The sequence below is a fragment of the Lacticaseibacillus suibinensis genome (assembly GCF_003946175.1).
GTDB lineage: Bacteria > Bacillota > Bacilli > Lactobacillales > Lactobacillaceae > Lacticaseibacillus > Lacticaseibacillus suibinensis.
Genome location: NZ_RHOK01000016.1, coordinates 1 through 26517, shown reverse-complemented (window position 1 = coordinate 26517; position 26517 = coordinate 1). Strand labels below are relative to the sequence as shown.

The window sequence follows — 26517 nt, the reverse complement described above, 5'->3', positions numbered from 1 at the left end:
TGGCGAATTCTAGGAATTCCCGCCAATGGCCTTTTTGCGTGGCTCATTTTGTGCTGCCAGTGGCCCCTGCGCGACGCCAGCCTAATAAAGCAAAACCCCCACTGCCAAAGCAGTGAGGGCAACAAGCGATTAACGCGTGAATAGTGGATCCACGCCGGCAACGATAGGCGCGGTGTCGTCATCATAACCAACGGCGCTCATCCCCAGCTCCACATCGGCAAGATATTTCTCACCGGTTTGACCCAAGGCTTCGGTCAATGCCGTCATAGCAGCAGCATCTTCATCAGGGGCATCGACGATCAAAATCAGGTGCTCGGTGCCATCATAATGCATCAGCCGCAGCCAAGCCCGCTTGACGGATTCCGCCTTGGTCAGCTTAGCTTTCAGCGCCGGCCACAGGTCCTTCGGCAAATCAGTTGGGTCGCTGACCGCCACCTGCACCTCGTCCTTGTCGGCATGATGCGCGCGCGCCTGCTTGGCCAAATCAGCCACCATTGGCCGGTCGAGGAAGATGTTATCAGCGAAAGGATTGATAGCGATGCCGTTGACCGAATCGTTATTTTTAATCAATTCAGATAGGTCATAAAAATTGATGGGCAAAATTGAGGCGCGGTCAACATTCTCATCCAAGCCGGCATTGTGCCAGTTGTCGAACATCATGTTGACTTCCTGCCAGTCGGTGAACAGTGGTTGGATCTGGCGATTGTCCTGCGTGGTCATCAGCGGGAACTTCATGTCGACGTCGGCGTCCATTTGGGCCTTGCCGGCTTCATCAGTTTTGATTTCCTGATCCGCCAACACCACCATCAAAAGCGTTGCGTGTTCAATCAGTTCTTCAAGAAAGGCACTCATGTTTTCATCGTTGTCTTCCAGCCGGTAGCTGTTCCACTTAGCTAGCAAGCCATCATTCGTGACGCCTTGAACGGCCAAATTGTGCTCGTTTTCTGTCATTTCAAACTCCTCCTCCGCCTGCCGCGGTGCTTACAGTTTCGCAGTTAATTTCACGTCAGGATACTTATCGGCAAACCAGCGCTCTGCGTACTGGTTTTCAAACAGGAACAGCGGCTGGCCTTGCATATCCTTGACCAGTAAATTCCGCGTACTGCTCATCTTTTCATCTAACTGATCAGGGTCGATCCAGCGCGCCACGCGGCTACCGATCGGGCTCATCACGACTTCCGAATTGTATTCATTTTGCATCCGGAACTTGAAGACTTCAAACTGCAGCTGCCCCACCGCCCCGAGAATGTAATCGTTGGTGGTGTACGTGCGATAGAGCTGCACGGCGCCTTCTTGCACCAGTTGCTGCATGCCCTTGTGGAAACTCTTTTGCTTCATGACGTTTTTCGGCGTCACCCGCATAAACAACTCTGGCGTAAACTGTGGCAACTTCTCATATTCCACCGGCGTCTTCCCGGCATAGATCGTGTCGCCAATTTGAAAATTCCCGGTGTCATACAAGCCGACGATATCGCCGGCCACTGCAGTTTGGACCTGCTCCCGGCTATCGGCCATGAATTCGGTCGAATTGTTCAGCCGCAGCTTCTTATCGGTGCGGGTCAGGGTGACATCCATGCCACGCTCGAACTCGCCGGCGCCGATGCGGACAAAGGCAATCCGGTCGCGATGATTAGGATTCATGTTAGCCTGAATTTTGAACACAAAGCCAGAAAAATCTGGGGCCGTTGGGGACAATTCCGTGCCATCAAGCAGGCGATGCGGACCAGGTTCCGGCGCCATGTTGACGAAGTGGTCCAAGAAGGTCTGAACGCCGAAGTTCGTCAGCGCGGAGCCGAAGAATACTGGTGTCTGTTCGCCGCGCATGATTTTTTTCAAATCATATTGGTTGCCGGCGTCATTGAGCAGTTCAATATCGTCCAACGTGTCGCGATAAATCGATTCATTGGTCAGTGGTTCACTTGGGTCGAGCTCACCATCTGCGTTCAGCGGCAGATACTTCTCGCCGGCTTCATTGTCGCGATAGAGCTCAATCCGATTGGCGACGCGGTCGTACAAGCCAACCAGGCCCTTACCCATGCCAATCGGCCAGTTCATCGCGTAACCCTCGATGCCCAGTAAGTCTTCCAGCTCAGCAATCAAATCCAGCGGTTCACGACCATCGCGGTCCAGTTTGTTCATGAACGTGAAAATTGGAATACCGCGCTGTTTGACGACCTTGAACAACTTTTTGGTTTGGGCTTCAATCCCTTTGGCCGAGTCAATGACCATCACGGCGGCGTCCACCGCCATCAGGGTGCGGTAGGTATCTTCGGAGAAGTCTTCGTGCCCAGGGGTGTCCAAAATATTGATTTGCTTGCCTTGGTAGCCAAACTGGAGCACCGAACTAGTGACCGAAATCCCGCGCTGCTTTTCGATGGCCATCCAGTCAGACTTAGCAAAGTGGCCAGACTTGCGCCCCTTCACCGTCCCAGCTTCGCGAATCACGCCTCCGTACAACAGCAACTGCTCGGTAATCGTCGTTTTCCCGGCATCGGGGTGAGAAATGATCGCAAACGTCCGCCGTTTGGCCACCTCATCCTTTAATTCTTGTGGTTTCATAACTTAAATTCCTTTCAAAATCCCGCCAGCGATCGACAACCGCGCACTCACATTGGCCCAACCTCGCTTCATAAAATAAGTCCCGGCAACAGTCCACCGAGACTAGGTCTTTTTAATATTATAGTGAATACAAGGAACCACCGCAACTAAAGGCGCAAAGCAGGCTGCGGAGGCGGGCGCACTTAGCGGGATGATTAGCCTAGCTCAGGGCCTTGAAGCCTGCTTTTGGCTTCGAGGCCCTGGGCGTAGTTAATCACTCCAGCGTTGCCCGCCGGAGCGCAACTACTTGCTGTGGAGCGAGCCCGCACTTAGCCTGACGAGTAGCCTAGCTCAAGGCCTTACTCTTAGTCTTCCCCACCTTCACGTTTCGGTCCGGCCGCTTGCGGCTGCTTTGGCAAGTGCAAATGCACATTAATCAGGCGCGACTTTTCGATTTTGCCAGATGTCAACGTGCCGCCGGGAATCGGAATGGTTTCCTTTTTGTGATTAGTCGGAATGGCGCCAAGCTGATTAATCATATAACCAGCGATGGTATCCACATCAGGGGCGGTCAAATTCAGGCCAAATTCCGCATTGAGGTCATTCAGCGTCATCCGGCCGTTGACCAGAAAATCATCCTCATCGAGCTTGGTGTAGTTCACCGTCGCCGAATCCGATTCGTCATCGATGTCACCGACGATTTCCTCAATCAGGTCTTCAATCGTGACAATCCCAACCACGCCGCCATATTCATCAAGTAAGATGCCCATTTGCTGCTGGCGAATGCGCATTTCTGTCAGCAGATCGTCAATGCTGATGGTTTCTGGCACAAACAACGGTTCCGTCATAATGTCTTCCAGCCGCACCTGCTCAAAGCCGACTTTGCGGGCCGCGCGCAGCAAGTTGCGCACATGCACAATGCCGACCACCTGATCCTTATCGCCTTGATAAACCGGGATGCGCGAGTAGATATTGCCGAGGATTTCATCAATCGCTTCGGAATCAGGCTCATCAGCGTTCACCATGAAAGCATCAATCCGCGGCACCATCACTTCCCGGGCCAACTTATTGGACAAACTGATGATGCCTTCCAGCATTTCGTACTCGTCCTTGTCAATCGCCCCGGATTGCTTGCCACTTTCGATCATGGACACCATTTCTTCACGGGTGACCTGGTCGCCTTGCGCCGCAAACTTCAGCGGCGTTACCTTCATCAGTAAATTCGTGGACGCTGAAAGCAACCACACGAAGGGCCGTAGCGCCACGCTGAGCCAAGAAATTGGCGTCACCGCCGCTTTCGCCACTCGTTCAGTCATTTGGAGCGCCACTTGTTTGGGATAAAGCTCACCGAACACCAGCGAGAAGTAGGACAAAATCAGCGTGACGACAATCACCGCCAGCTCATGGCCAAAACTCAAGCCCCCAAACACCGGCTCCAGGCGGGACGCTAACGTGGTCGCTGCGGAAGCCGAAGCGAAGAAGCCAGCGAAGGTAATGCCGACTTGAATCGTGGCCAAGAAGTTGGTCGAGTTATTCATAATGGTGACCAACTTGGCCGCCTTTTTATCGCCGGCCTTAGCCTGGCCTTCCATTTTCGATCGGGACAACGACACCACTGCGATTTCTGCCGCTGCAAAGCAGGCATTGATCACAGTCAAAATCACAATCAGTAATAATTGGCTCCATAAAGGACCCGCAGAATCACCACTCATCAGAACTTTCCTTTCTTAACTCGCCGGGATGGCGTTAACGTGCTTTCGGTTTTTGCAGCAGCGTTTGCTCACTTTGCCGCTGCTGCTTGTGGAAGCGATAGAGCTCAGCAGCATAAGTGACGGTGGTTTTACCCACCGCGTAAGCTGGCACCGCCAAAATTGTGCCGAGAATGCCCCAGAGGTTGCCCGCCACCAGCAGTAACACAATGATGGTCAACGGATAAATATCCAAGCTGCGGCCGATAACATTCGGATAAATCAGATTGCCGTCGGTTTGCTGGACAATCAGCACGACCACAATTACCAGCACCACCTTGCCCCAACCTTGCGTCAGTGCCACCATCAGCGCCGGCGCGATGCCAATGTACGGGCCGAGATAGGGAATGATGGTCACCACGCCGGCAATGAAGCCCAGCAAGAACGCGTAGGGCATGCCGATAATGAGATAGCCGATAAAGGTGAAGCTCCCCACGAACAAACACTCAATCGCCTGCCCAGCGATGTAATGCGACAAGGTCGAACTCATCCGAGTGAACACCGTGCTGATTTCCGTTTGGTACTTATCGGGAAACACTCGCTGTACCGCCGGCACCAACCGTTCGCCATCTTTCAGCATGTAAAACAGCAAAACGGGAATGGTGATGACGCTGATGACGGTGCCAGCGACAGAGCCAATCAAGCTCGGCACCCCGCTGGTGAAGCCGCCCAGTATTTTCGGCAAAATCGTCGCCGGTTCGACTTTCAGTTTGGCAATCAATTTGGCCACGCCAAATTGTTGATACCAGCGATACCGGGACAACTCTGACAGCTCTGCGCGCAGGCTCTTCAACAGCGCCGGCAACCCGGTGACCAACTGCGTAACCTGGTCAATCAAGTTCGGAATGATGGTGGCAATCAACAGCCCGATCAGGCCGATCACCACGAGAAACACAAAGATGATGGCGCCTGCGCGAGGAATGTGCGCTTTGGTCATGAGATTAATTAAAGGATTGAACAGATAGAACAAAAATCCCGCCACCAGAAAAGGAATGAGCAAGGTGGAAAAGAACGTCGCGATGGGCGCAAACAAAAAGCTTAAGTTGGACAGGCAGATGATCAAGATCACAATGATCAGCGCCTCCAGCGACCAGTACATCAGCCGCGATTCGCGTAACCGTTCAAACAAAGCCATCCCTCCTCACAAGATTTTCACTAACTTTAGTATATCGGATTATACCACCTTTGTAATGTCAATGATGACCGGCCGCAGCAGCTATTTTCATTTTGACTGGTGATGCTATAATAAGTCATCCCAAAAACAGGAGCCACTGACCTATGGAATTTAAAATCACCACTGATCTTGCTACCCAAACTTATCAAGATGCCTTAATGATTCGCACCACCGTCTTTGTCGACGAACAACACGTCCCGGCCGACCGCGAAGTCGACGCAGACGAAGCCAAAGCCATCTATTTTGTCGCCTATGATAGCGGCCTGCCTGTCGCCACCGCTCGTCTGCTGCCGGAACACGGCGGCTACCACGTTCAGCGCGTGGCAGTGATGAAAGCTTACCGGCACCATGGCGTAGGCCAAGTGCTGCTGGAGCAGCTCACGGCCTACGCCAAAGGGCATGGCATCGACACGATGCGCCTCGACGCGCAAGTGCAGGCAGTGGGCTTCTATAAAGCCCTCGGTTACCAGCTCACGGACCGGCCAGAATTTCTAGATGCCGGCATCCGGCACCGCGAAATGCAATTAACCCTTTAGAATCAGAAAACGGTCGGCAAAAAATGCCGGCCGTTTTCGATTCTAACTATGGTGAACATGGTGCTCGATGCGTTTTTCCGGCTGAGCCCACAGCGCTAGCAGCGCCACGTCCACAATGATGGTCAAAGGCGGCCATAGAAACGCCAGCAAAATCGCCAGCACATTGCCGCTGATGGTCACCAGCGGTTTGTAATAGCCTTCGCCCAGCAATCCGACCAGCGCCGTGTTGTGGCGATCAGCGTGAATCAACAGCCGAATGAGCAGCCAGAAAGTCACGTCCATCAGCAGCATCACCACGCCGTAAGTCATCTCAGGCACATAGCTGTCTAAGTGTTGCGCGCCGACCCAAGACGTGGCAAACGGCATCAATGACGCCGCAAACAAAAAAGCCAAGTTGGCCCACAGGACGCGATCACTGATTTTCTTGATCAACAAAAACAAATGATGATGATTGTTCCAGTACACCGCCATGGTAAAAAAGGAAATCAGATAAATCAAAAAAACGCTCCGCATCCCCCACAGCGCCGCGAAGCTACCCGCTTCTGGGGCGTGCAGGTCCAGCACCATGATGGTAATGATAATGGCGATCACCCCATCGGTGAAGGCTTCAAGGCGACTTTTGGGCATGGTTAGTCCTCCTACTTGATGGCGGCGTCATATTCGGCTTTGGCCTGCACCCAGCGGTCGTGATCCGCAGCAGTCAGCGGCCGTAGCACATGAGCCGGATTACCCACTGCAATCACTGAATCAGGCAAATCCTTCGTCACCACACTCCCCGCGCCGACAATGGTGTTTTCGCCAATCGTCACGCCAGGTAGCACCGTCACCTCGCCGCCGAGCCAGACATTATTGCCAATCGTGATGGGCTGGGCGTATTCGACCCCAGAGTTGCGAATATCCGCGTCCAGCGGGTGGCCTGGCGTCAACAAGCTGACCCGCGGGCCAAAGAGCACATTATCGCCAATCGTGATGGGCGCCACATCCAGCATGATGGGATCGTAGTTGGCATAAAAATTCTGGCCAATGTGGATGTTGACGCCGTAATCAACCCGCAAATTCGGTTCAATATAGCCGCCTGTCCCAATCGCGCCAAACAGTTGCTGGAGCAAGGCCGCCCGCTTCGTTTCCTCAGTGGTGGCCAGGGCATTAAACTGCGCTGTCAGCTGCCGCGCCTGGCGCCTTTGCCGGGCGAGGTCGGCGGCATCGGCGCGATACAGCTGCCCTGCTACCATGCGGTCGTGATCAATCGAACTCATCATAGCCCTCCAGTTGATTTTCATTGATGTACAGCAGATAGTCAACGCTGGCCACTTCACCAGCCTTAACCGGATACGATTCGATGTAATACGGATTGTCAGTTTGGCCAATATGCGCCGGAATCGGGAAGCCGGCTTTTTCAAGCACTTCTAGGCCTTTGGCGAAAGTGGTTTGCACCGGCAGTTGATTCAAAATTCCGTTCGCCGGCTTACTGGCCTTGCCCACGGTGGCGGCTGGTAGCTTCACGCCTTCCAGTCCCGCTGGCACCGGCGTATCAGCTTCGGCCAAGCTGCCAATCCAGTACTGGAAGTTATCGTAAGGCGAGAAAATCACCAGGTACGCGCGATTTGGCGTCGGCACCACGGCATCTAAAGCCTGAAAGGAACCGGCCGCTTCGAATTCCTGCCAGCAGGTAAAAAACGTCCCCATTTGATCTGAATCGGCGGCAGTGTACACCTTACCGATAAACTGACTCGCAGGCTGATTCAGTAATGCTGTCATTTATTTTCCTCTTTTCCATAAATAAAAACGCGAGGTTCCCCTCGCGCCTAACCGCAACCGCGCGGCTTCGGGTCTACACCCGGTGAGACAACTGCAAGTACCGGTTGTACCACAGATCAACATAGGCCTGTGAAAACGGGCCTTTACCATGGTTAATCCAATCGACCAACACCCGCACGTTCGCCTTCAAAATGCGATCCGTGGTGGCCGGGTATTGCCATTTTCGACTGTGCGCTTCGTATTCATCCACATCGAGGAGCCGCTTTTCGCCATCAGGGAAAACCTTAACGTCCAGGTCGTAGTCAATATACTTCAGCGCTTCCTGATCCAACGTCACAGGACTGGCTAAGTTGCAGTAATACGACACGCCGCCTTCGCGGATCATCGCAATCACATTGAACCAGTAATGTTTATGAAAATACACGATTGCTGGCTCGCGGGTCAGCCACCGTCTGCCATCGGATTCGGTCACAAGGGTGTGATCGTTACAACCAATAATTGCATCTTCGCTGGTTTTCAGAACCATCGTGTCTCGCCATGTGCGGTGCAGGCTCCCATCGTGCTTGTAGCTCTGAATGGCGATCGAGTCGCCTTCCTTAGGGATCCGCATAGTATGTCCAGCTTTCAGCAATTATCTTTTGTCAAAGTCAGTATACCAGAAAGCCCGAAAGCAAGAAAGGCAGGCTGTGGAGGTTGGCCGCATTTAGCCGGATGGGTAGCCTAGCGACGAGTATTGAAGCTGCTTTTTTTCTTCGATGCTCGTCGCGTAGCTAGCCACTCCGGCGTTGGCCAACCGCAACGCAACTACAAGAAGCGATGAAATTAGGCCCGGGCAGGACCGCCTCCGCAGGCAGTGGCTGGAACGTGGTGGCCAGCGCTTTGAGCCTCTTCGAGTCTCAAAGTCGCGGCTTGTTCTAAGCCAACAAGTTGGCTAAGAACAATTTCACCACTGAGCCCCTGCCTGCTCCGGCGGTCCTGCCCTACGGTGGTGAGCCTACTGTTCAATCCAGCCGATGGGCCGTTTTCGCCAGTTGTAAGCTCCATATCATGCCGGCGTTTTTGGCGGTGACTTGAACAGCGACCATTGGGACTTCTCGCCAAATTCTGCTCTTCCCCGCCACCGTTCGCTGCTAGCCGGTCATCCTACTATTATCAAGCGGGTTGCGGCGGTGGGCGGAGCTGGCAGGTGGCTGGCAGTGAAACGATTGGCGACCGGAAGACCAGCGCGCTTAGCTGGGCTTCCCAGAGCCAATCGCGGCAAAGTTGAAGACGCCATTGAGCGCAGCGAAGGCGGCTTTAACTTTAGGTTCGAGACCGCTTTTCGGCTCGAACCGGCCGCACAGCCAGCCGCCCACCAGCGGAGCCCACCACCGTAACCCGCGCCAGCCCCCACATTCACTCCGAATGTTCCAGCAGAGTTACGTGCCAAAAGGCCGGAGCCGAGCAGCTAGCTACGCCATCCACCGAGTCCAAAGTTCGGACTTGGTAGATGGCTAGGCTACCTGTCGGCTCCAAAACCGCCTTTCGTCACAGCCCCCGCGAAAAGCTTAGATGGTTTCGTCGATATGCGCCGCGACGTCATCGTGGACATGGACACCGGCGGCTTCAAGCTCGGCAATTTTCTTGGCGAACTGTGGTAAGTGCTGCTTGTTGGCCACCAGCATTTCATCCAAGAGATCCTTGGCTTTCTGCCCAGAGCGGATCATCGGGTTCATAGTGAACGCCTGCAGAGCTAAGCCATAGTCGCCAGTGACCGCGGCTTCGTCAATGACCAGCTCCATGTTTTTCATCAGTTGCAACCAGCCGCGTTCTGCTGGTTGGAAACGGCCAAAAGTCAGCGGAATCGCGCCAGCTGCGCCCACTTGCGCCGATACTTCCACCACATGATCCGTTGGCAAGTCTGGCACGGCGCCACGGTTAAGGGTGGAAACCACCATATGCGTGCGTTTGTCGGCATAAATTGAGGCAATCGCCTCGCAGGCGGCATCAGAGTAATGCGCCCCACCGCGTTCGGCCAGTTGCTTCGGCTTGTAATCCAGATTCGGGTCTTTGTACAAGTCAAAGAGTTCCTTTTCAATTCGCATCACCTGCTGAGCGCGGGTGCCTTCGCCGTTGAATTCTTCTAGGCTGTGGTCCAGCATTTCTTGTTCCCGGTAGTAATAGCGGTGGTAGCCGCAAGGAATCATTTTCATCTCTTCCAGCTGTTCGCGGAAAAACTGGACGTTGAAGATGTTCTTCGGCAACCCGGCATCCCCTTCGTACATCTTCGCCACAATGTCCATGGTCACTTCCCGGCCAGTGTGATCAAACACGCGGTGCCAGTGGAAATGATCGATGCCGGCAAACTTGTAGGTCAAGTCCTTGAGCTGCTTGCCAATCAATTCGGGTTCGGTCATCATCGCCATCACCGGCACATTGCACAGCCCAATCACCTTGTCCCACTTGCCGTAGGTCTGAATGGCTTCGGTGATCATGCCGCTCGGGTTGGTGAAGTTGATCAGCCACGCGTCGGGACAGCATTCTTTCATATCTTTGACAATGTCCAAAATCACTGGCACCGTGCGAAAGGCTTTGAAAATGCCGCCCGCCCCATTGGTTTCCTGACCTAAAAAGCCGTATGAGCCGGGAATGCGTTCATCCTTGATGCGCGCCTGCATCAACCCCACGCGGAATTGCGTCGAGACGAAATCGGCATCCTGCAACGCTTCACGGCGGTTCAATGTCAGATGCACTTCCCAGTCGAGCCCGGCGGCTTTGACCATGCGTTTGGCCATATTGCCGACGATATTGAGTTTCTCTTCACCAGCCGGAATATCCACCAACCAAATTTCTTTGATCGGCAGTTGGTCTTTGCGTTTGATATAGCCTTCAATCAATTCAGGGGTGTAACTCGAACCCCCACCGATGGTTACCATTTTCAATGCGTCACGACTCATGAGCAGGACCTCCATTTGTGAATGATTTTACTTACGCTTTCACCCTACCGCGTGGGATTGATCCCACGTCAAGCCATAACCATCAAAAAAGCCGAATCTTTCGCGATTCGGCTTGGCCTTAACAGCTCTCCCGCCGCACAATGACTGGCGTGATGGGCGTGATGGAAAGTTGCTGTTCATGGAGCTGATTGTAGAGATAAGCAAACGCGTTTTGCGCTTGCTGGCCCAGCTTGGGGTCAATGGTGGTGAGACCCATCACGCGGCCAAACGCTGAATTATCAAACCCGAAGACTTGGCAGTCTCGTGGCACCGTTTTGCCGGCTTGGCGCAAGGTCGCGATAAAATCGGCGGCGACATAATCAGAATAGATAATCACCGCTGGCGGCCGGTGGGCATCAGCAAGCCACTGCTGCGCCGCTTTGCTACCGGCGCCGGCTTGGACCGGGCTGAACATCTGCCAGCTTTGATCAATGCTCGGGTGGGCCTTGGCAAAGGTCTGAATCGCCTGCAGCCGGGCCTTGGTGTTCGTGCTGCTGGGGGCGCTCAACACATGCCCCATGCGTGTGAAGTGCTTAGCCGCCAGATAGGCTAAAATTTCCAGATACACGGGGTAGTGATCAACATAAGACGAATAGATCACCGGCGAATCCAGGCGGCGCCAGGTCGCGATTGGCCCGAACTGGGCATATTGTTCAATCACCGACCAGTCATTGAACTGCGTCATCAAATACACCGCATCCAACAAGTGCGTTTCCAGATTAGCCAACACCGCGCGTTCTTCCTCGGCATTGCGGGTCACATAAATGTTCACGTGATAGCCGTACTGCTGGGCCGCCTGGGCAAATTCATTCAAAAAATCGCCCAACGTGGGAAAGTACCCGGCCGTCAGCAGGCCAATGGTATGAGATTTTTGCGCTCGCATTTGCCGGGCCAATGAGTTCGGCACATAGCCGAGCGCCTTAATCGCAGCCAGCACCTTGGCCCGCGCGGCTGGGCTGACATGCGGATTGCCACTGATGACCCGCGAAACGGTCGACCGCGATGTCCCGGCGAAGCGCGCCACTGCTTGAATGTTAGCCATCAATAGCCCCCTGCGCTAACCGCTGCAAGACTTGCTCAATTGCATCGTTCTGGAAGCCTTTGCGCAACAAGGCCAAACGCACCCGCTGCGTCCGCTCATACCCTTCGTACTTGCGTTTGAGGCGCCACTGCTTGGCCGCTGCCCGTTCCAGCAAATCCGCCTCAGCTTCGTCGTCACGATCAAGCGCTAAACTCGCCAGCGCAGCACTGGTTTGATCGGTGGTAAAGCCCTTTTGCATTAAGGCCAGGCGGATTTTATTTTGCTGGTCGTTGAACGCTCGGCGGGTGGTGCGCCGGGCGGTTTTTTGCGCCACCCGCAGCGCCACCTCGGCCCATTGTGCCGGGGTCACTTGAGCAACAGCCGCGGCGGCCAGCCGCTCGTGAATGCCTTTGGTGCGCAAGCGCTGCTCCACTTGGCGCGGGCCGCGTTCCCCCATGGCCAGATTATCGCGCACCAGCGTGTCCGCATATAACCCGTCATCCAGCACATGCAAGGCCTTCAGCTGATCGGTGGTTTGCGTGATGACCGTTTCTGGCACTTCGTCTTCGCGCAGCCGCTGACGCACTTCATGCACCGTGCGCATTTGGTGGCTAATATAATTCAGCGCCGTAGCTTTGGCCACCGCTGCCACTTCCTCGTTCTTGATGGCCGCCACTTGCACCGGCTCCAGCGCCAGTCCCTTGGCCAGCCGGAATTTGATCAGCGTACTCTCGCTCACAGGAAAAGCATAGTGGTCATCCAAGAAAATGTTGTAGCGGCCGCGGTGTTTTTGGGCGGTAATTTTTGTGATTGTTTGCATGCGTTCAACCTCGTCTTGTGCACAAAATAATTAATTCGCTATGGTATACTGAGTAAAAGACTTAAATCTAATCGTGAGGGGGCTGACAGGATGTTTGAAGCATATTTCTATGACAAACACACCCAGACGAATTACCATGTTTTTCGGCTGCTCAAGGCCCGCCAACACGACAGTTTCACCATTAACCGCTTGAGTCTGGAGGCCAAGTTAAGCTACTCACAAGCCTATAACGCCTTCCAAGACATCATGACAGCATTGCAAGCGAAAAACGCCCATGGCTCGGGTCCCTTGAACGAAACCGAATATGCCCGGCTCAGCGCCGACGTCACCGTGGATGACTATCGCTATTTTCTGCTCAGCGATTCGATGGCGTTTCGCTTCTTCGACTATGCCTTTCGCCAGAGCACCCCAGATGTCCATCAATTTTGCAGCGACTGGGGTCTCAGTATATCTACCTTACGCCGCCGGATTGCCCCTTTCAAGCGCTACTTAACCAGCAAAGGTTTGCGCCTCAATACCAGCACTTGGGCCCTCGAAGGCGATGAGCTCAAGGCCCGGATGCTGATTCTCACCTTCTACAACATGGCTTACCGCGGGGTGGGATGGCCGTTCAGCGAACGCGCTTTTCAGACGGCTAAGCAGCGCTACCTCTACCTAACCCAAGGCCAAGCGCGGCTGTTCGGGCCGTCCACCACCTCGATGAAGCAAGAATTACTGTTGCTGGCGGTGCAGGCCATGCGGATTGAGCAAGGTCACATTTTGGCGGTACCAGATCGTATCCCTGATTTATTCGCCGAGTTCCGGGCGCCAGGCACCGATTTCCCCGCTGAAGCGCTACCGCCACTGACCAAGGTTCAGCGCCAATGTGAACGCAACTTCTATGACTTCGCCTGCTGGCATTTCATTTCGCTCAGCCACACCGTCAGCGCACGCGATCAAGCCGTGATGCGCGTGTTGGGTCAACCTGCCACTTGCGCCCATCATTTTGCCCATGGCCTGCTCAGCTATCTGCAAGCCCAATGCCCGCCGGCTGACCGTCAAGAGGAAAGCCAGCTGGCGATGCTTAATGTCAATCTCCACCGCGTAGCGGATACTTACCTGACGCTACAAGGCGACTTTGCCAAGCGGCTGGACTTTATGGATCTCAATCGCGACCTCGCCGAAAGTGGGCGCTTACCGTCATTGATCAAAACGTATTTCGACCATCTGGATCGCTGTCAAGTCGGGGCGCTGGTCGATTACTACAATGCCATGTATCAGGTGCTGTATCTTCTGCTTGCCCCGGCCTTCCCTGGCCTCAACGCGGACCATCAGCTCAAAGTGGCGGTGATTGTCGATGCTGGGACCTTCATGAGCCGGGATTTGAACAGCTTCTTAAACGCTCTCACCTTCATCGACCTGGTGTCGCCGGCGCGCAACGTGTTGCCAGATGTGATTATTACCAGCTTGTCAGTCCCGCAAGTGCTGAAAGATTACTACAGTCCTGAACGGCTCAAGCAGGTCACCGTGATTCACTGGCAGCCGGAAGTCGCTGACGAGGACTTCTTCAACCTGCTCAGCACGCTATCGCAGGTCAAGCCGCGCATTATCCATGATTAATAAAACAGACGCCGCTTCAATTTCTGCGACGTCTGTTTTTAACGTGGTCTCGTCAGCACTTTGGCGATGATTAAAACGACGACCGCCACAAACAATAACAGTAGCACCACGACGTTTTTCATCAGATAGCCGGCGATGCCAAAGGCCAGCAGCACCACCAAAATAATCAAAAACGCATTGCCATTCAGCCACTTCATCGGCTAGCCTCGGTGCACAGGATGCGCTTGGTAACCATTAAAGTAATTGAAGCCCTCAAAGATCACCAAGCCGACAATCACCACAATGGTTAAAATAGTATTGGAAATATTCTTGAGGTACCACAGCCCCACCAGAATCACAACCAACGCCGCCAAATAAGCGTACAGCAGCACCCGGTTTTGCGTGATTTCGAATTCCGCATCGGTGGCTTGATAGTCAATCGTGTGCTCTGCGGATAAGCGCCCCACTTTGTAAGTCACTTGCTCACCGCGCTTCACCTTGAGTTCCAGCGTTTGGCCCGGTTCGAGTTCATGCAGCTCGCCGTTGTGGGTAATGAAGGCTTTGATTTTGCCTTGATTATTATTGTTAAAGTAGATTTTCACCGGTCATCCCTCCTGCAGGTGATTATACCCGACATGGAGAAAGCGTGCCAATTTCTGTATACTGAACGTAAAGGAAGTGCAGCATGGAAAATACGGTTCAAGTCGGTCAGCGGTTCCCGTTGACCATCAAACGCCTCGACATTAACGGCCGCGGCATTGGCTATTACAAGCGCAAGATCACCTTTGTCACCGGCGCCTTGCCGCAAGAAGTGGTGGTCGCCGAAGTAACCGCGGTGCATGACCGCTATCTGGAAGCCACCACGCATCGCATCAAACAAGCCTCACCAGACCGGGTCACTCCCAGCGAGCCCTTATTTGGCCAAATTGGCGGCGTCGAGCTCAATCACCTGGCCTACCCGGCGCAGCTGAATTTCAAACGCGATGTGGTGGCCCAAAGCTTGGCCAAATTCAAACCAACCGGCTGGCAGCATTACGACCTGCGCCCCACCATTGGCGCCGCGCACCCGCTGCATTATCGCAACAAAGCCCAATTTCCGGTGCGGCTCATTGACGGTCACGTCCGCGCGGGCCTGTATGCCCCGAATTCACACAAGCTAATTCCGCTCACCACGTTTGCCACCCAACGGCCGCTGACGATGCAAGTCACCACCGCTTTGTGCGGCATGCTCGAAGATTTGCAGGTGCCGATATACGACGAAGCGCATCACAGCGGTATTGTTAAAACCTTGGTGGTTCGCGAATCGGTGGCTACCGGCGAGGTGCAAGTCACCTTCGTCACCAACTCGGCCAAACTGCCACATCACCTCCAGCTGCTGGAGCGCATCGCGAAGGAACTGCCAATGGTGGTGTCTGTTTCGCAAAATCTCAATCCCGGTACCACGTCTTTGATCTGGGGGGCCAAAACTACCTTGTTGGCCGGCCAGCCTTACATCACTGAGCGCCTGCTAGGCCGCGATTTCGCGGTGTCACCGCAAGCCTTTTTACAGCTGAATCCAGAGCAAACCGAAATCCTTTACCAAGAAGCGCTGAAGGCCCTAGACTTAACGCCGCAGGCCACCTTGGTGGACGCATACGCTGGCATTGGCACCATTGGCCTGAGCCTCGCTGATCAGGCCAAAACCGTGCGCGGGATGGAAATCATCCCTGAAGCGGTAACAGCGGCCAATTACAACGCCCAGCAAAATGGCATCACGAACGCGCATTACGCAGTCGGCACGGCTGAGGCCCTGTTCCCGCAGTGGTTGGCGCAAGGCTTCAAGCCCGACGCCTTGATTGTCGACCCGCCCCGGGCTGGGTTGGAGCCGGCCTTCATTCAGGCCTTGCTCAAAGCCGCCCCCAAGCAGTTCGTTTACATCTCTTGTAACCCGTCGACCCTGGCGCGCGATTTGGTCGCCTTAACCAAGCGTTATCAGGTCGATTACATTCAATCGGTTGACATGTTCCCGCAAACCGCCCGCTGCGAAGCGGTGGTGAAGTTCACGCGCCGTTAGGAGGCTCTTTGATGAAAATCTATTTTGCCAACGCTTTATTCAGCCAAGCCGACTTTGCCTTCAACGCCCAGGTGGTCGCGCAACTGCGCCAAGCCGCGCCAAGTTTGGACATTTACCTACCGCAAGAAAACGCGGCCATCAATGACAAAAATGCCTATGCTGATGCCAAAATGATTGCCCAAGCCGACACCGAGCAGGTGCTCGCCGCCGATCTGATGATTGCCATTCTCGACGGCCCCACCATTGATGTTGGCGTGGCCTCGGAAATCGGCGTCGCCTATGCCCAGCACATTCCGATTTTGGGTCTGTACACCGACTCCCGGCGCCTTGGCGCAACCAATCAACAAAAGCTGGCCGCGCTGCAAACTGTGGCCGAAAACCAGTTCCACTACCTCAATCTGTACACGGTTGGCCTCATCAAACTCAACGGCGGGATTTACACCACCGTCGAGGAACTGGTGAAGGCGATCCTCGCGTATCAAGCGTAAATCGTGGTTCGGTGCTAAATTCGTGTTTCGTCTGGTCGCCTGATCAATCGAAGTCTTGTCATATCAGGTTCACCCGGCTGAGCATCCATGCTATAGTGAACTACTCGGCCATAAATGACCGAGCTTCTGGGAACACCGCCGACTTACACATTCAGCACTGAGCTTTCTGTGCAGAGGTTACGGCTATTGACCACGGCGCGTCCCGCGCCTTAACGTTGATTTCAGATTGGTAGTTTGGTTTTCGCTACCAAGACAATTGTACCTGCTGACGCAGATACGGGCAATTTATCACGTCCTTAAAAGAACGTGTTTCCTGGCCCTAATTCAACAAAAAAAGCACTGCCACCCGAAATGAGTGGCAGTGCTTTACGTTTCAACTTACTTTTCTTCGTCTGCCAGAATCTGGCGGAACGGAATGAGGCTTTCAGCATGATACTTCTTGACGAACGCGTCAACCGCCGCTGGATCCTGGGTCTTTTTGTCCAGTACCAGTTGTTCAACTGGCAGTGGCCGCAGGTCGGAGATCTTCACGTCAATCACCACTGGGCCCTTGGCGTCCTTGGCCTTGGCAAAGGCGTCCTTCAATTCGGTCAAAGTGTGCACCTCGAAGCCGGTCGCGCCGAGCGCAGCCGACGCGGTCGCATAGTCGGCGTCAATCAAATCAACCCCGGAGTGTGGCTGCTGGGTGTCGTCTTGCTCCGCTTCGATGAAGCCCAAAGACTCGTTGGTCAAAATGACATTGATAATTGGCATCTGGTACTTCACTTGGGTGAGCACGTCTTGCATCACCATCGCGAAACCACCATCACCAGAAATCGACCAGACTTGGCGATTTGGATACTCGGTTTGGGCACCAATGGCTGCTGGCAAAGCATAGCCCATCGTTGCGTACCAGCCGCTAGTGGTGAACTGCTGCCGCTGGTCGGCCTTCAGGTAGCGCATGCCGTTAATGGTGACGTTACCGACATCCACTTGGAAAATCGCGTCGTCAGTGGCCATATCGTTGATCTGCTTGAACACAGGCTCTACGCGCAGTGGCGTTTCGTCATCATCTTCAAATGAAGCCATCCAGTCAACCCAGTTTTGCTTGTTCTTAAGGGCTGCCCGGTACCAGCCGGTTTCGGGCTGCTGGTCGATGGCATTGATCAAAGCCTGAGCCGTCTTCTTGGCATCAGCCAAGATAGCGACATCCACATAGTGACGGCGACCGAATTTGGCGCCATCAATATCGACTTGGATGTACTTGGCATTAGGCTGAATGAAGTAAGCCTGGAATGGCATGTCGGAGCCGAGGAACAGCACCGCATCCGCTTGGCCGGCCACTTCAACGCCAGGCTTGCTGGCCACGCGGCCGGCAGAGCCCATGTTGGCCTTGTAAGAATCTGGCACCACGCCTTTGCCCAAAGCAGAGGTCATGATTGGGGCGTGCAGCTTTTCAGACAAAGCAATCACTTCGTCCCGCGCCCCGCGCGCACCAGTCCCGATGTAAATCAGGGGGTGCTTAGCGTCAGTTAACAACTTAGCTGCTTCGGCAATCTTGGCTGCCGGTGGTTCTGGCAAAATCGGCTTCTGGTAGTTGCCGGCGCGAGAAACATAGTTGTCCTCGATTTCCTGCCAGCCGAGGTCCTTAGGAATGGTGACCACCGCCACCCCGTTTTTGGCGTAGGCTTGCGCAATCGCATCATCGATTACGGCTGGCAACTGTTCTGCCGTCATGACCGTGCGGTTGTAGACCGACACGTCAGCGAACATTGGGTTTTCGTTCATTTCCTGGAAGTAGTTGGTGTTCATGGCACTGGTTGGTACCTGACCCACCAAGGCCAAAACTGGCACATGGTCCCACTGTGCATCATACAAACCGTTCAGCAGGTGCACCGCGCCAGGGCCGGCAGAACCAAAGGTAACCCCGATTTTACCGGTGACTTTGGCTTCACCAACCGCGGCTAAAGCGCCGACTTCTTCGTGGCGCACTTGAATGTACTTGATCGTATCTTTACGGTTGTGCAGTGCATTCATGGTCGAGTCGAACGAACCGCCCGGCAGACCATAAATATTATGCACCCCCCAACTCTCAATCACCTTTAATCCTGCGTCTGCTGCATTAATCTTTGTCATACGCTCGCCTCCAGCATTTTCACTTACTTTTTAAAAGCCTTAACAACATCAGTATACCCGACTACTTACAAAAAACAAGTGGCGATTTCATTTTCCTAACTAATTACAATGTAGCACAAGGCTTATGATGACGCCTAACAAAGCGCTCTCACGCGTGAAAGGTACGAACGGCCCAAAAACAGGGCAATTCATCACGTCCTTAAAAGAACGTGTTTCCTTGCCCTAATTAAAAAAGCCTCGCCGCAGCGAGACTTGATTATGCGTTCGGATTCACTTGATATTGTCGTTCCTGCCCCGTTACGCCAGTGAGCACGAATGGGCCTGCATAATAGGCAGGATTGCTTTGGTAATCGGCTTTTGCATAAGGCACGGCGTCATTAAACACCGCCTCATATTCGGCAATCGGCAACTGCCGGCGTTGGTCGAGCCGTTCAGCATGGGCGGCCGGCTTGAGAGCTTGTTCGTACCCTGGCACCAGCTCAGCAGAGAAGAATTCGCCCACTGCGCCAGAGCCGTACGAGAAGAGTCCCAGGCGACTGCCAGCTGGTAAATGATCTAGTTCGAGCAGCGACAACAGCCCCAGATACAAGGAGCCGGTATAGATATTGCCAATCCGCCGACTGTACTGAATGCTTTGGTCAAAATGCTTCAGCAGGGCCGCCTGCTTGGTGGCATCGACACTCGGCAGCACTTGCCGCAAGGCTTTGAGGCCCATTTTCGTGTAAGGCAAGTGAAAGGTCAGCGCAGTGAAATCGTTCAACGTTAGCCCGGTTTCGGCCTGATACTGCTGCCAAACCAGGTCAAAAAAGTGCAGATATTGCTCAGTGGAGTACTTTCCACGCGCCAAGGCCTGGTCGGTGTACACCGGCCGCCAGAAATCGCCGATATCTTCGGCATGCACGACGGAATCGTCATTGATCACCAGAATCCGAGGATCAGCTTTGACCAGCATTGCCATCGCCCCGGCGCCTTGCGTCACTTCACCGGCCGTGGCCAGCCCGTAGCGCGCCACGTCGGCCGCAATCACCAAGGCTTGCTTGTTCGGATGGGCGGCCACGTAATCGCGCGCCATCATTAGCCCAGCGGTACCACCGTAGCAGGCTTCCTTGATTTCAAGCGCCCGCACCTGCGCCGGCAGGCCCAGCAAGCGAATGATCTGCAACGCGCCAGCCTTGCTGGCATCCACGCCGCTTTCAGTGCCCAGCACCACTAGGCCTAACTGGTCGCGGTCGATTTCACCAAGCAAACTTTGCGCGGCGGCGGCGCCCATGGTCACTGCATCTTGACTGCTTGGGGCGACAGCTTGCTGGTCCTGCCCGATGCCAATAGTGAACTTGTCAGGTTCCACCCCGCGCACCGTCGCCAGTTCCTGTAAATCGATAAAAAAGTCCGGCGTGTCCATGCCGATTTGGTCGATGCCAATTTTCACTGATTTTTCCCCGCTTTCGTTCTTAGCTGTGTCAGGAGCTGCTTGGCCACCGCCAGTTCTTTGCGTTCGCCTTGGAGGGCTACAGCCACCTGCGTGATTTCCTCGCCTTGCGCGCCAGCAGCCATCGCCAAAGCGTTGGCTTGCAGCGCCATGTGGCCGGCCTGAATGCCAGGGCCAGCCAGTGCCCGCAGCGCCGCCAAGTTTTGCACTAGGCCCAACGCCGCCAGGGCCTCTTGCAGCGCGGCCACGGTCTGGAATCCGCCCAGCCGCAGTGCTGCCCCCGCCAGCGGCAAGGCGCTAATGGCACCGCCTACGACGCCCACTGGCAGCGGTAGGCTGATTTTGCCCTTGAGCTGCCCGTCAACCATTTGCCATGTGCTGAGCGGCCGGCCCTGACTGTATGCGCTCACTGCCGCGGCCACGGCGCGGGTGTCGTTGCCCGTTGCCAGCACCGCCGCTTCAATGCCGTTCATGATGCCTTTGTTGTGCGTCGCGGCTCGCTCGGCATCCACCTGCGCTAGGTCGCTTAACGCCGCAATACGCCGGGCAATCACACTGCCGGCCTCGTTTTTCGTCGCTAAGCTCGCTGGAGCCAAGGTAACAGTCGCTGTCGTCAGCTGAGCACTAGCATTAGTCAAAATGGCCACCAAGGCGGGCTGAGCGAGCCACGCCCCAGCCGCAGCGGCGATTGCTTCGGCAATGGTGTTGCTGATATTGGCGCCCATCGCCTGACTCGGATCGATCACCAAGCGTAGTTTCAAAAACCGGTCCACCACCGTGGTCGTGATCTGCTTCAGACCGCCGCCGCGCTTCACAATCGACGGGTGCGCCGCCTGGGCCACTTGAAAAAGCTCGGCTTCATGGGCTTGCAACACCGCCTGCCCGGCAGCCAAATCTGGCACCTCATCGAACACCACTTCCGCCACCACGCGATGCGGTGCGGCCGTGGCCTTGACGCCGCCATTCAAGCCAGCGAGGCGGGCGCCGTTACTGGCAGCGGCCACCACCGATGGTTCCTCAGTGGCCATAGCCACTTGGCGCATGGCCCCGTTCACCGGTAGATTGCGCACCAAACCGAGCGGCAAGGTAAATTGCCCAATTTGATTTTCACTCAGATGGCTGGCCACATCATCAGGCAGCGCCGTGGCTTGTTGTAGCAGGGCAGCGTCTTCAGCGCTCAAATTGCCGTCTGCCACCAGTTGCGCCAGCCGCTCTGCCGTCGTCAGTTCATAAAACTTGGTCATGGCCGGCTCACCTGCATGGCCACACCGATGCCGCCGCCAACACACAACGCTGCGATCCCGGTTTGGGCTTCACGCGAACGCAGAGCGTACAGCAAAGTCGTTAGCACCCGGGCCCCAGACGCCCCAAGCGGATGGCCTAACGCAATCGCCCCGCCGTTGACATTCAGTTTGCTTTGATCGAGTTCGAGCTCCTTAGCCACTGCAATACTTTGGGCGGCAAAGGCTTCGTTGATTTCAATCAGATCAATCCCGCTCATTGCGGTCGCCGTGCGCTTCAGCAGCTTTTCAATCACGCGTTTCGGCGCGTACCCCATGAAATTCGGATCAATGCCGCCTTCGTTGTAGCCATCAATCACGGCCAGATACGGCAAGCCTTGGGCATCCGCCAGATCCTTGCGCATCAAAATCAGCGCCGCAGCGCCATCATTGATGCCACTCGCATTACCAGCCGTCACAGTACCTTCAGGTTTAAAAGCCGGCCTCAGCTTACCAAGTTTGGTCAAGTCGGTATCTGGCCGCGGGCCTTCATCCGCCGCCACCACGAGGTCACCTTTACGCGTGGTCACCGTCACCGGCGTGATTTCAGCATCAAAAGCGCCGGCTTGCTGCGCTGCCACGGCTTTTTGATGTGAGGCCAAGGCAAAGCGGTCCTGCTGCTCGCGGGTGACGCTGAACTGCTCCGCTACGTTTTCGGCGGTGACACCCATCGGCAGGCCCGTGAAAGCATCAGAAAGGCCGTCTCGGGCCAGGCCGTCAACGAAGGTCACATCCCCGAACTTATGACCAAAGCGCTGCTGCGGCGCATAAAATGGCGCCTGGCTCATGTTTTCGGTGCCACCAACCAACACGGCATCGGCGTCCCCCAGCAAAATGGCACTTTGCCCTAGGCGCACCGCCTTAAGTCCTGAGCCACACACTTCGTTAATAGTCATCGCGGTGCTATCCGTGGTCAGGCCCGCCTTGAGGGCGATTTGCCGCGCCACGTTCTGCCCTGAATTGGCTTGCAACACATTACCAAAAATCGCCTGGTCGAGCCGCTCCGAGGCAATCCCGGCGCGCTGAATGGCCGCTTTGGCAGCGATGACACCCAGCTCCACTGCCGACACACCTGCCAGCGCCCCCCCGAATTTGCCGATGGGGGTGCGGGCGGCACTGAGAATGACAACTTCAGTCATAGGTTCCCTCCTGTTAAAGACCGCGCCATGCGCTGTCTAATCTTGGCAATTATTATACCGTGTTGGCGGCGCGCCGACCCTTGCCCTTAAGAAATCTTACAATTTACCGCCTATCATGTATGATAGAGCTAGAAAGAAGGTGGCCGCATGCGCGTGATTGATCTACTTGCCTTAATGCAAGACTACAACCGCAATACCAAAGTCCAGCTCCGCACCGCTGCCGGCAACGCCACCGTGGCCAAAATTCGACCGGCCGAGCAGCAAGAACAGCCGCAACTGATTCTGGTGCCAGGCCCAGGTAAAGCGCTCAAACTCTGGGAGTTTGCCGTGCTCTTGGACCAAAAAGACCGCCGGCTGCGTTATCTCTATATTCAAGATGACGCCGCCTTGCGGCCTGTGTTTGGCTTTCAAGAAGTCGCCGGGGTGCTCGTGGTTAACTGAGCCGCTGTGCGAGCTGCTGAAGGTAGGCGTGGCTCGTCAGCATTTCGTGGCAATCTGCTTGATTGCTCAGATTGATTTCGTAAATACTGCTGGCGCCTGGATTAAGCACCGGTAGCACCCGCGCCCAATCGATTCGGCCTTGGCCCAACGGCAGACTGTCGTGGGTCTGGCCCATGGAGTCCACGAGATGGTAATGCCTAATCAGCGGGGCCAGATGCTTTAGACTCGCCACCAAAGCCTCGTTGTCGCCGTGCAAGTAAATGAAGGCATGGCTGATATCATACGCCAGCGGCAGGCGCAGCGCCAGCAATTGGGCTTCCAGGGCAGCATCCCCGAAGGCCCAGATTGGGCTGATGCTATTTTCAAACACCACATGCCCCGCAGCTTCAGCAGTCAGCTCACACATCCGGCCCAGCACCACCGCCTGCGCCTGGGCTAAACTCGACCAATCCCCGATAAAATCATAGCCTTTTTGATTATACCCGCCATGCACCAGCGTCAGCCCATCGACCTGCTTACTCAAGGCGATGAGCCGCCGCGCCGTGCTCATCACAAAACCATACTGCGCTGGGTGCAGCGCCTGGTTCACGCACAGTTCATTGCGCTTATCCTGATACCGCATCGGGTGATGGAACACGATGCGCGCCCCACTGGCTTGCACCCGCGCCACTTGCGCTTCTAGATTGGCCCAGCCGGCCGGCGTGAAATCCTCAGGCGTCAGGTAAAATTCAAACACCTGGGGCTGATATTGTAGCCGGTCCGTGACCTGTTGCGCCATCGCGCCCGCTTTTAACCCTAACATCGGTGAGAACACACCCATACTTCCTTTCGCTTAGCTCGGCAGCCGCCGCATCAGCCGTTTCAAGCGCGGCCGGTCAATTAACGTCACGCCTAGCTGCTCCGCCAGCTCCTTAGCCGCATCGGTGAATTCCGAATTCGTTAGCACCATCGCCTCATCCAGCTTGTAGAACGCCTGGCCGCTCCAGGCCTCTTGCACTGCCTTGTTACCCACTTGGCCGGTATAGCGTTTGCATTGGAACCCGACTTGCTTTTGCTTTTTGACGCCAATAATGTCGATGCCTTGATCGCCTGAAGCCTTGGTGGTTTGCAAATGCTTGAAGCCATTGCGCTTAAGCAGGTAGACGCAAAATTGCTCGAAATCCTCGCCTGCCATGGCATCCACATTCTCCAGCTGCAGGTCTCGGAAGCGAAAATGCCGCCGATAAATCAAGCCGGCATTGATCACTACCCAGGCCACAATGGCGGCAAAAGCCACCAAGTCGAACTGCTGCTGCCAAGTGTGCAGATAGTGCCGCCCCAAAAAGGCGTACCCCAGTGCCAACGCAAACAGCGCGGTGAGCCACCAGTACAGCCGCTTCATGAACGCCTGCAGTTTTTCCTTCAGTGCTTTCAACCAATCACCTTTTCCTCTTATTCTTACTTATCCTACCAAACCCGCACCGCGCAAAACACCGCGCATGCCGGATTTTCATTGAATCTTAGGCTTCGGTTCGGTACGATTAAAGCGGATACGGAAGGAAGCGCTCACAGTGAAAATTACCTCAAAAATCTTTTACCGCATTAACGACGAAAAAATCATGCAGTATTCGCTGCAAAATGATCACGGCATGACCCTGAACTTCATTACCTTCGGCGCCCGAGTGCAGCAAGTGCGCCTGCCGAATCGGGCCGGGATGAATCCTAACTTGACCATTGGCTTCATCACCTTTCAAGATTACGCCGAAGACAGTGAACTGTTCGGCGCCACCATTGGCCCGATTGCTGGTGAAAATGGCGACCAGCCGCTGAATTCAGGCCGCACCGGCTGGCAAAACTGGAACTGGGATGCCGCCACTGAAGAAGCTGAGGACCATGTGAGCGTCAAATTCTCCCTCCAGCTCGCTGACGGCCAAGACGGGCTGCCCGGCAGCCGCACCGTGGCCTTGGTGCACACCTTGGACAACCGCAACCGCTGGACCATTGATTGGCACATCGAAACCGACACCAAAGTGCAGCTCCGGCCCAAACTTAACGTGGCCTATGCCTTAACAGGCGACCCGGCCCAAAGCGTGATGGATCAGCGCCTGCGCCTTGACGCCGAGCCAGTGCCGTTGCCGACCAAAACCCTCAGCACCGAAGCGACTATGGCGACTCTGACGGCGAATGACTGGGCCTTGAGTCTTAACACCGAAGGCCCGGGCTTGGTGGTAGACACCTTCGCCCATCTCAATGAGCAGAATTATTTCAATGGCATCACCGGCGCCCCCCACACCGCAGTTGCCATTCGGCCAGTCACGCCGCTGTTCACTTTGCTGCCAGGCGCCCCGTTTGAACGCCGCACCACCGTGACCTTGCACGCCTTGGCGTAGGAGGTTAGCGGATGAGTGTGATGATGCAAGCGGGACTGGCGCTGGTGGCTGTGGTGGCGTTGACCGCGATTGTGTGGCAGGTAGTGCCGAAAGGACGGCTAAGGACCGGGCTCGGGCTGGTTTCGGCAGTGATGGTGGCGCTGATGATGGCAGTGCTACTAAAAAGCCTGCTGAAATAGTGCGAAAATGCAAAAGCTGAGCTGATCAGATTTGACCAGCTCAGCTTTTGCATTTTCATGACGACTTAGTACAAAAGATAACGCGGATTGCTGTCACTGTTCCAGTTGAATCCATTTTGAGCATTTAGCGCATTTTCCTTGGTATTGTAATTGTCCAGCGTCGTGCTTGACAATCCAAGCTCACTACGCTCCAGATTGGAGACACGCTGCAGTTCAGCGGTTGACGGGACTTGGTACGAGGCAGCGTTGATGTAAGCCCCAATTTCACTGAGATGATCCTGAGTGACGTTTTCGAACGCCCCACGATATTGATTTGCTAGCGTAACTAGTTCGTCAAAGCTCAAGTTCGTGCGCAAGTTATCCGCTAACGATTTCATCAAATCTCCATAATTATTGAAAGTCTGAGCAGACAAAGCCTGGTTTACAATGGCAGAAATGACCTCTAGCTGACGCTTTTGCCGACCGTAATCACCAGCCGGATCCTGGTGGCGCATCCGTGCGTACGCCAGCGCCTGCTGACCATTCAGAAGCGCCGGTCCCTTGGTGAAGGTCCCTTGCGAATACGGATCCGACCAAGAGAAGGCCACGTTAACATCTACGCCGCCAACAGCATCGACAATTTTCTCCAAGCCACCCATGTTGACCAAGGCATAATAATTAATCGGCACATTGAACATCGTGGCCACAGAATCAACTGCCCCTTTGACATCATTGTAGGTATATTGGGCCCCCAGTTTACAATTCAAGTGCAACACCCTGACGACTAGACCAAAAAGGCCATGAAGACCTATTCTTGTTAGTACTAGCTAAACAAGAAAGCAGGAATCTTCATGACCCACTCTCAGACTAACACCCACAAGCATTACCAACAACTCA

Annotated in this window: 27 protein-coding genes; 7 read left to right on the top strand and 20 right to left on the bottom strand. The window is 54.9% G+C overall.

Translation table 11 applies throughout. The features are described from left to right. Window positions 1-129: 129 nt before the first annotated feature. The 4 genes from EKM90_RS08930 to EKM90_RS08915 all read right to left on the bottom strand — a co-directional run bounded on the left by EKM90_RS08930 (window position 130) and on the right by EKM90_RS08915 (window position 5415). Window positions 130-951 (bottom strand): enhanced serine sensitivity protein SseB C-terminal domain-containing protein, encoded by an 822-nt coding sequence (locus tag EKM90_RS08930; RefSeq protein ID WP_125581824.1) that lies wholly within the window; start codon window positions 949-951, stop codon window positions 130-132. Between the two features lie 30 nt (window positions 952-981). Continuing rightward, window positions 982-2559: a peptide chain release factor 3 gene (locus EKM90_RS08925; RefSeq protein WP_125581822.1), complete on the bottom strand. Its 1578-nt coding sequence runs from the start codon at window positions 2557-2559 to the stop codon at window positions 982-984. A 344-nt stretch (window positions 2560-2903) separates the two neighbouring features. Then, window positions 2904-4250: a hemolysin family protein gene (locus EKM90_RS08920; protein WP_125581820.1), complete on the bottom strand. Its 1347-nt coding sequence runs from the start codon at window positions 4248-4250 to the stop codon at window positions 2904-2906. Window positions 4251-4284: 34 nt separating this feature from the next. After that, window positions 4285-5415, bottom strand: a complete 1131-nt coding sequence (locus EKM90_RS08915) for an AI-2E family transporter (RefSeq protein ID WP_125581818.1) — start codon at window positions 5413-5415, stop codon at window positions 4285-4287. 149 nt (window positions 5416-5564) lie between these two features. Here EKM90_RS08915 and EKM90_RS08910 point away from each other — a divergent pair, with 149 nt between their 5' ends. Beyond that, entirely contained in the window at window positions 5565-5996 is a 432-nt protein-coding gene (locus EKM90_RS08910; protein ID WP_125581816.1) for a GNAT family N-acetyltransferase, read from the top strand. A gap of 42 nt (window positions 5997-6038) precedes the next feature. Here EKM90_RS08910 and EKM90_RS08905 read toward each other — a convergent pair whose 3' ends face one another. From EKM90_RS08905 to recX, 7 genes are all read right to left on the bottom strand, one after another. Continuing rightward, complete coding sequence (locus EKM90_RS08905; protein WP_125581814.1) at window positions 6039-6623, bottom strand: TMEM175 family protein; 585 nt, start codon at window positions 6621-6623, stop codon at window positions 6039-6041. A gap of 11 nt (window positions 6624-6634) precedes the next feature. Beyond that, the gene (locus EKM90_RS08900) at window positions 6635-7252 is read right to left on the bottom strand and encodes a sugar O-acetyltransferase (RefSeq protein ID WP_225422801.1); all 618 of its coding nucleotides are present in this window, start codon (window positions 7250-7252) and stop codon (window positions 6635-6637) included. Further along, a complete protein-coding gene (locus tag EKM90_RS08895; protein WP_125581810.1) occupies window positions 7239-7754 on the bottom strand; it encodes a hypothetical protein in 516 nt (171 codons plus the stop codon). The genes EKM90_RS08900 and EKM90_RS08895 overlap by 14 nt, the downstream gene beginning before the upstream one ends. A gap of 73 nt (window positions 7755-7827) precedes the next feature. After that, window positions 7828-8364, bottom strand: coding sequence for a nucleoside tri-diphosphate phosphatase (gene ntdP, locus EKM90_RS08890; RefSeq protein WP_125581808.1), 537 nt, complete (start codon window positions 8362-8364; stop codon window positions 7828-7830). 937 nt (window positions 8365-9301) lie between these two features. Further along, window positions 9302-10690 carry a 6-phospho-beta-glucosidase gene (locus tag EKM90_RS08885; RefSeq protein ID WP_125581806.1) on the bottom strand — a complete coding sequence of 463 codons (1389 nt, stop codon included), beginning with the start codon at window positions 10688-10690 and terminating at the stop codon, window positions 9302-9304. A gap of 118 nt (window positions 10691-10808) precedes the next feature. Further along, window positions 10809-11771, bottom strand: coding sequence for a LacI family DNA-binding transcriptional regulator (locus EKM90_RS08880; protein WP_125581804.1), 963 nt, complete (start codon window positions 11769-11771; stop codon window positions 10809-10811). Next, the gene (gene recX, locus EKM90_RS08875; protein ID WP_125581802.1) at window positions 11764-12570 is read right to left on the bottom strand and encodes a recombination regulator RecX; all 807 of its coding nucleotides are present in this window, start codon (window positions 12568-12570) and stop codon (window positions 11764-11766) included. Before recX ends, EKM90_RS08880 begins: the two co-directional genes overlap by 8 nt. A gap of 90 nt (window positions 12571-12660) precedes the next feature. On the opposite strand from recX, the gene EKM90_RS08870 reads away from it, so the two are divergent. Then, the gene (locus EKM90_RS08870; protein WP_125581800.1) at window positions 12661-14169 is read left to right on the top strand and encodes a helix-turn-helix domain-containing protein; all 1509 of its coding nucleotides are present in this window, start codon (window positions 12661-12663) and stop codon (window positions 14167-14169) included. Between the two features lie 38 nt (window positions 14170-14207). Here the strand turns inward: EKM90_RS08870 and EKM90_RS12860 are convergent, their stop codons facing one another. Further along, entirely contained in the window at window positions 14208-14366 is a 159-nt protein-coding gene (locus tag EKM90_RS12860) for a hypothetical protein (protein WP_164507930.1), read from the bottom strand. Window positions 14367-14369: 3 nt separating this feature from the next. Beyond that, the gene (locus tag EKM90_RS08865) at window positions 14370-14750 is read right to left on the bottom strand and encodes a hypothetical protein (RefSeq protein WP_225422800.1); all 381 of its coding nucleotides are present in this window, start codon (window positions 14748-14750) and stop codon (window positions 14370-14372) included. Between the two features lie 83 nt (window positions 14751-14833). Here EKM90_RS08865 and rlmD point away from each other — a divergent pair, with 83 nt between their 5' ends. Both rlmD and EKM90_RS08855 read left to right on the top strand, forming a co-directional pair. After that, window positions 14834-16201: a 23S rRNA (uracil(1939)-C(5))-methyltransferase RlmD gene (gene rlmD / locus EKM90_RS08860; protein WP_125581798.1), complete on the top strand. Its 1368-nt coding sequence runs from the start codon at window positions 14834-14836 to the stop codon at window positions 16199-16201. Between the two features lie 11 nt (window positions 16202-16212). After that, complete coding sequence (locus EKM90_RS08855; protein WP_125581796.1) at window positions 16213-16689, top strand: nucleoside 2-deoxyribosyltransferase; 477 nt, start codon at window positions 16213-16215, stop codon at window positions 16687-16689. Between the two features lie 378 nt (window positions 16690-17067). Here the strand turns inward: EKM90_RS08855 and spxB are convergent, their stop codons facing one another. The 4 genes from spxB to EKM90_RS08835 form a co-directional block, all read right to left on the bottom strand. Next, the gene (gene spxB, locus EKM90_RS08850; RefSeq protein WP_125581794.1) at window positions 17068-18804 is read right to left on the bottom strand and encodes a pyruvate oxidase; all 1737 of its coding nucleotides are present in this window, start codon (window positions 18802-18804) and stop codon (window positions 17068-17070) included. Between the two features lie 256 nt (window positions 18805-19060). Then, window positions 19061-20233 carry a hydroxymethylglutaryl-CoA synthase gene (locus EKM90_RS08845; RefSeq protein ID WP_125581792.1) on the bottom strand — a complete coding sequence of 391 codons (1173 nt, stop codon included), beginning with the start codon at window positions 20231-20233 and terminating at the stop codon, window positions 19061-19063. Beyond that, the gene (locus EKM90_RS08840) at window positions 20230-21477 is read right to left on the bottom strand and encodes a hydroxymethylglutaryl-CoA reductase, degradative (protein ID WP_125581790.1); all 1248 of its coding nucleotides are present in this window, start codon (window positions 21475-21477) and stop codon (window positions 20230-20232) included. Before EKM90_RS08840 ends, EKM90_RS08845 begins: the two co-directional genes overlap by 4 nt. Next, window positions 21474-22652: an acetyl-CoA C-acetyltransferase gene (locus EKM90_RS08835; RefSeq protein WP_125581788.1), complete on the bottom strand. Its 1179-nt coding sequence runs from the start codon at window positions 22650-22652 to the stop codon at window positions 21474-21476. The genes EKM90_RS08840 and EKM90_RS08835 overlap by 4 nt, the downstream gene beginning before the upstream one ends. Before the next feature lie 147 nt (window positions 22653-22799). Between EKM90_RS08835 and EKM90_RS08830 the strand changes: the two genes are divergently transcribed. Then, window positions 22800-23093 carry a hypothetical protein gene (locus EKM90_RS08830; protein ID WP_125581786.1) on the top strand — a complete coding sequence of 98 codons (294 nt, stop codon included), beginning with the start codon at window positions 22800-22802 and terminating at the stop codon, window positions 23091-23093. Here the strand turns inward: EKM90_RS08830 and EKM90_RS08825 are convergent. Next, window positions 23086-23895 (bottom strand): TIM barrel protein, encoded by an 810-nt coding sequence (locus tag EKM90_RS08825; protein WP_125581886.1) that lies wholly within the window; start codon window positions 23893-23895, stop codon window positions 23086-23088. The two genes, EKM90_RS08830 and EKM90_RS08825, sit on opposite strands and share 8 nt — an antisense overlap. A 30-nt stretch (window positions 23896-23925) precedes the next feature. Next, complete coding sequence (locus EKM90_RS08820; RefSeq protein WP_125581884.1) at window positions 23926-24486, bottom strand: restriction endonuclease; 561 nt, start codon at window positions 24484-24486, stop codon at window positions 23926-23928. A 157-nt stretch (window positions 24487-24643) separates the two neighbouring features. Between EKM90_RS08820 and EKM90_RS08815 the strand changes: the two genes are divergently transcribed. Together EKM90_RS08815 and EKM90_RS12855 are read left to right on the top strand one after the other, a co-directional pair. Then, on the top strand, window positions 24644-25462 hold the full coding sequence (locus EKM90_RS08815) for an aldose epimerase family protein (RefSeq protein ID WP_125581784.1): 819 nt from the start codon (window positions 24644-24646) through the stop codon (window positions 25460-25462). Between the two features lie 11 nt (window positions 25463-25473). Further along, window positions 25474-25641 (top strand): hypothetical protein, encoded by a 168-nt coding sequence (locus EKM90_RS12855; protein ID WP_164507929.1) that lies wholly within the window; start codon window positions 25474-25476, stop codon window positions 25639-25641. A 65-nt stretch (window positions 25642-25706) separates the two neighbouring features. On the opposite strand, the gene EKM90_RS08810 is transcribed toward EKM90_RS12855, so the two are convergent. Beyond that, a complete protein-coding gene (locus EKM90_RS08810) occupies window positions 25707-26387 on the bottom strand; it encodes an LCP family protein (RefSeq protein ID WP_164507928.1) in 681 nt (226 codons plus the stop codon). Window positions 26388-26517 lie beyond the last annotated feature (130 nt).

Excerpts from the sequence above, each read along its gene's own strand:
- EKM90_RS08880 (WP_125581804.1), bottom strand. The coding sequence starts at position 11,771 with ATGGCTAACATTCAAGCAGTGGCGCGCTTCGCCGGGACATCGCGGTCG.
- EKM90_RS08835 (WP_125581788.1), bottom strand. The coding sequence starts at position 22,652 with ATGACTGAAGTTGTCATTCTCAGTGCCGCCCGCACCCCCATCGGCAAA.
- EKM90_RS08910 (WP_125581816.1), top strand. The coding sequence starts at position 5,565 with ATGGAATTTAAAATCACCACTGATCTTGCTACCCAAACTTATCAAGAT.
- recX (WP_125581802.1), bottom strand. The coding sequence starts at position 12,570 with ATGCAAACAATCACAAAAATTACCGCCCAAAAACACCGCGGCCGCTAC.
- EKM90_RS08830 (WP_125581786.1), top strand. The coding sequence starts at position 22,800 with ATGCGCGTGATTGATCTACTTGCCTTAATGCAAGACTACAACCGCAAT.
- spxB (WP_125581794.1), bottom strand. The coding sequence starts at position 18,804 with ATGACAAAGATTAATGCAGCAGACGCAGGATTAAAGGTGATTGAGAGT.
- EKM90_RS08905 (WP_125581814.1), bottom strand. The coding sequence starts at position 6,623 with ATGCCCAAAAGTCGCCTTGAAGCCTTCACCGATGGGGTGATCGCCATT.
- EKM90_RS12860 (WP_164507930.1), bottom strand. The coding sequence starts at position 14,366 with ATGAAGTGGCTGAATGGCAATGCGTTTTTGATTATTTTGGTGGTGCTG.
- ntdP (WP_125581808.1), bottom strand. The coding sequence starts at position 8,364 with ATGCGGATCCCTAAGGAAGGCGACTCGATCGCCATTCAGAGCTACAAG.
- EKM90_RS08930 (WP_125581824.1), bottom strand. The coding sequence starts at position 951 with ATGACAGAAAACGAGCACAATTTGGCCGTTCAAGGCGTCACGAATGAT.
- EKM90_RS08855 (WP_125581796.1), top strand. The coding sequence starts at position 16,213 with ATGAAAATCTATTTTGCCAACGCTTTATTCAGCCAAGCCGACTTTGCC.
- EKM90_RS08900 (WP_225422801.1), bottom strand. The coding sequence starts at position 7,252 with ATGAGTTCGATTGATCACGACCGCATGGTAGCAGGGCAGCTGTATCGC.
- EKM90_RS08925 (WP_125581822.1), bottom strand. The coding sequence starts at position 2,559 with ATGAAACCACAAGAATTAAAGGATGAGGTGGCCAAACGGCGGACGTTT.
- EKM90_RS08920 (WP_125581820.1), bottom strand. The coding sequence starts at position 4,250 with ATGAGTGGTGATTCTGCGGGTCCTTTATGGAGCCAATTATTACTGATT.
- EKM90_RS08825 (WP_125581886.1), bottom strand. The coding sequence starts at position 23,895 with ATGTTAGGGTTAAAAGCGGGCGCGATGGCGCAACAGGTCACGGACCGG.
- EKM90_RS12855 (WP_164507929.1), top strand. The coding sequence starts at position 25,474 with ATGAGTGTGATGATGCAAGCGGGACTGGCGCTGGTGGCTGTGGTGGCG.
- rlmD (WP_125581798.1), top strand. The coding sequence starts at position 14,834 with ATGGAAAATACGGTTCAAGTCGGTCAGCGGTTCCCGTTGACCATCAAA.
- EKM90_RS08885 (WP_125581806.1), bottom strand. The coding sequence starts at position 10,690 with ATGAGTCGTGACGCATTGAAAATGGTAACCATCGGTGGGGGTTCGAGT.
- EKM90_RS08895 (WP_125581810.1), bottom strand. The coding sequence starts at position 7,754 with ATGACAGCATTACTGAATCAGCCTGCGAGTCAGTTTATCGGTAAGGTG.
- EKM90_RS08870 (WP_125581800.1), top strand. The coding sequence starts at position 12,661 with ATGTTTGAAGCATATTTCTATGACAAACACACCCAGACGAATTACCAT.
- EKM90_RS08840 (WP_125581790.1), bottom strand. The coding sequence starts at position 21,477 with ATGACCAAGTTTTATGAACTGACGACGGCAGAGCGGCTGGCGCAACTG.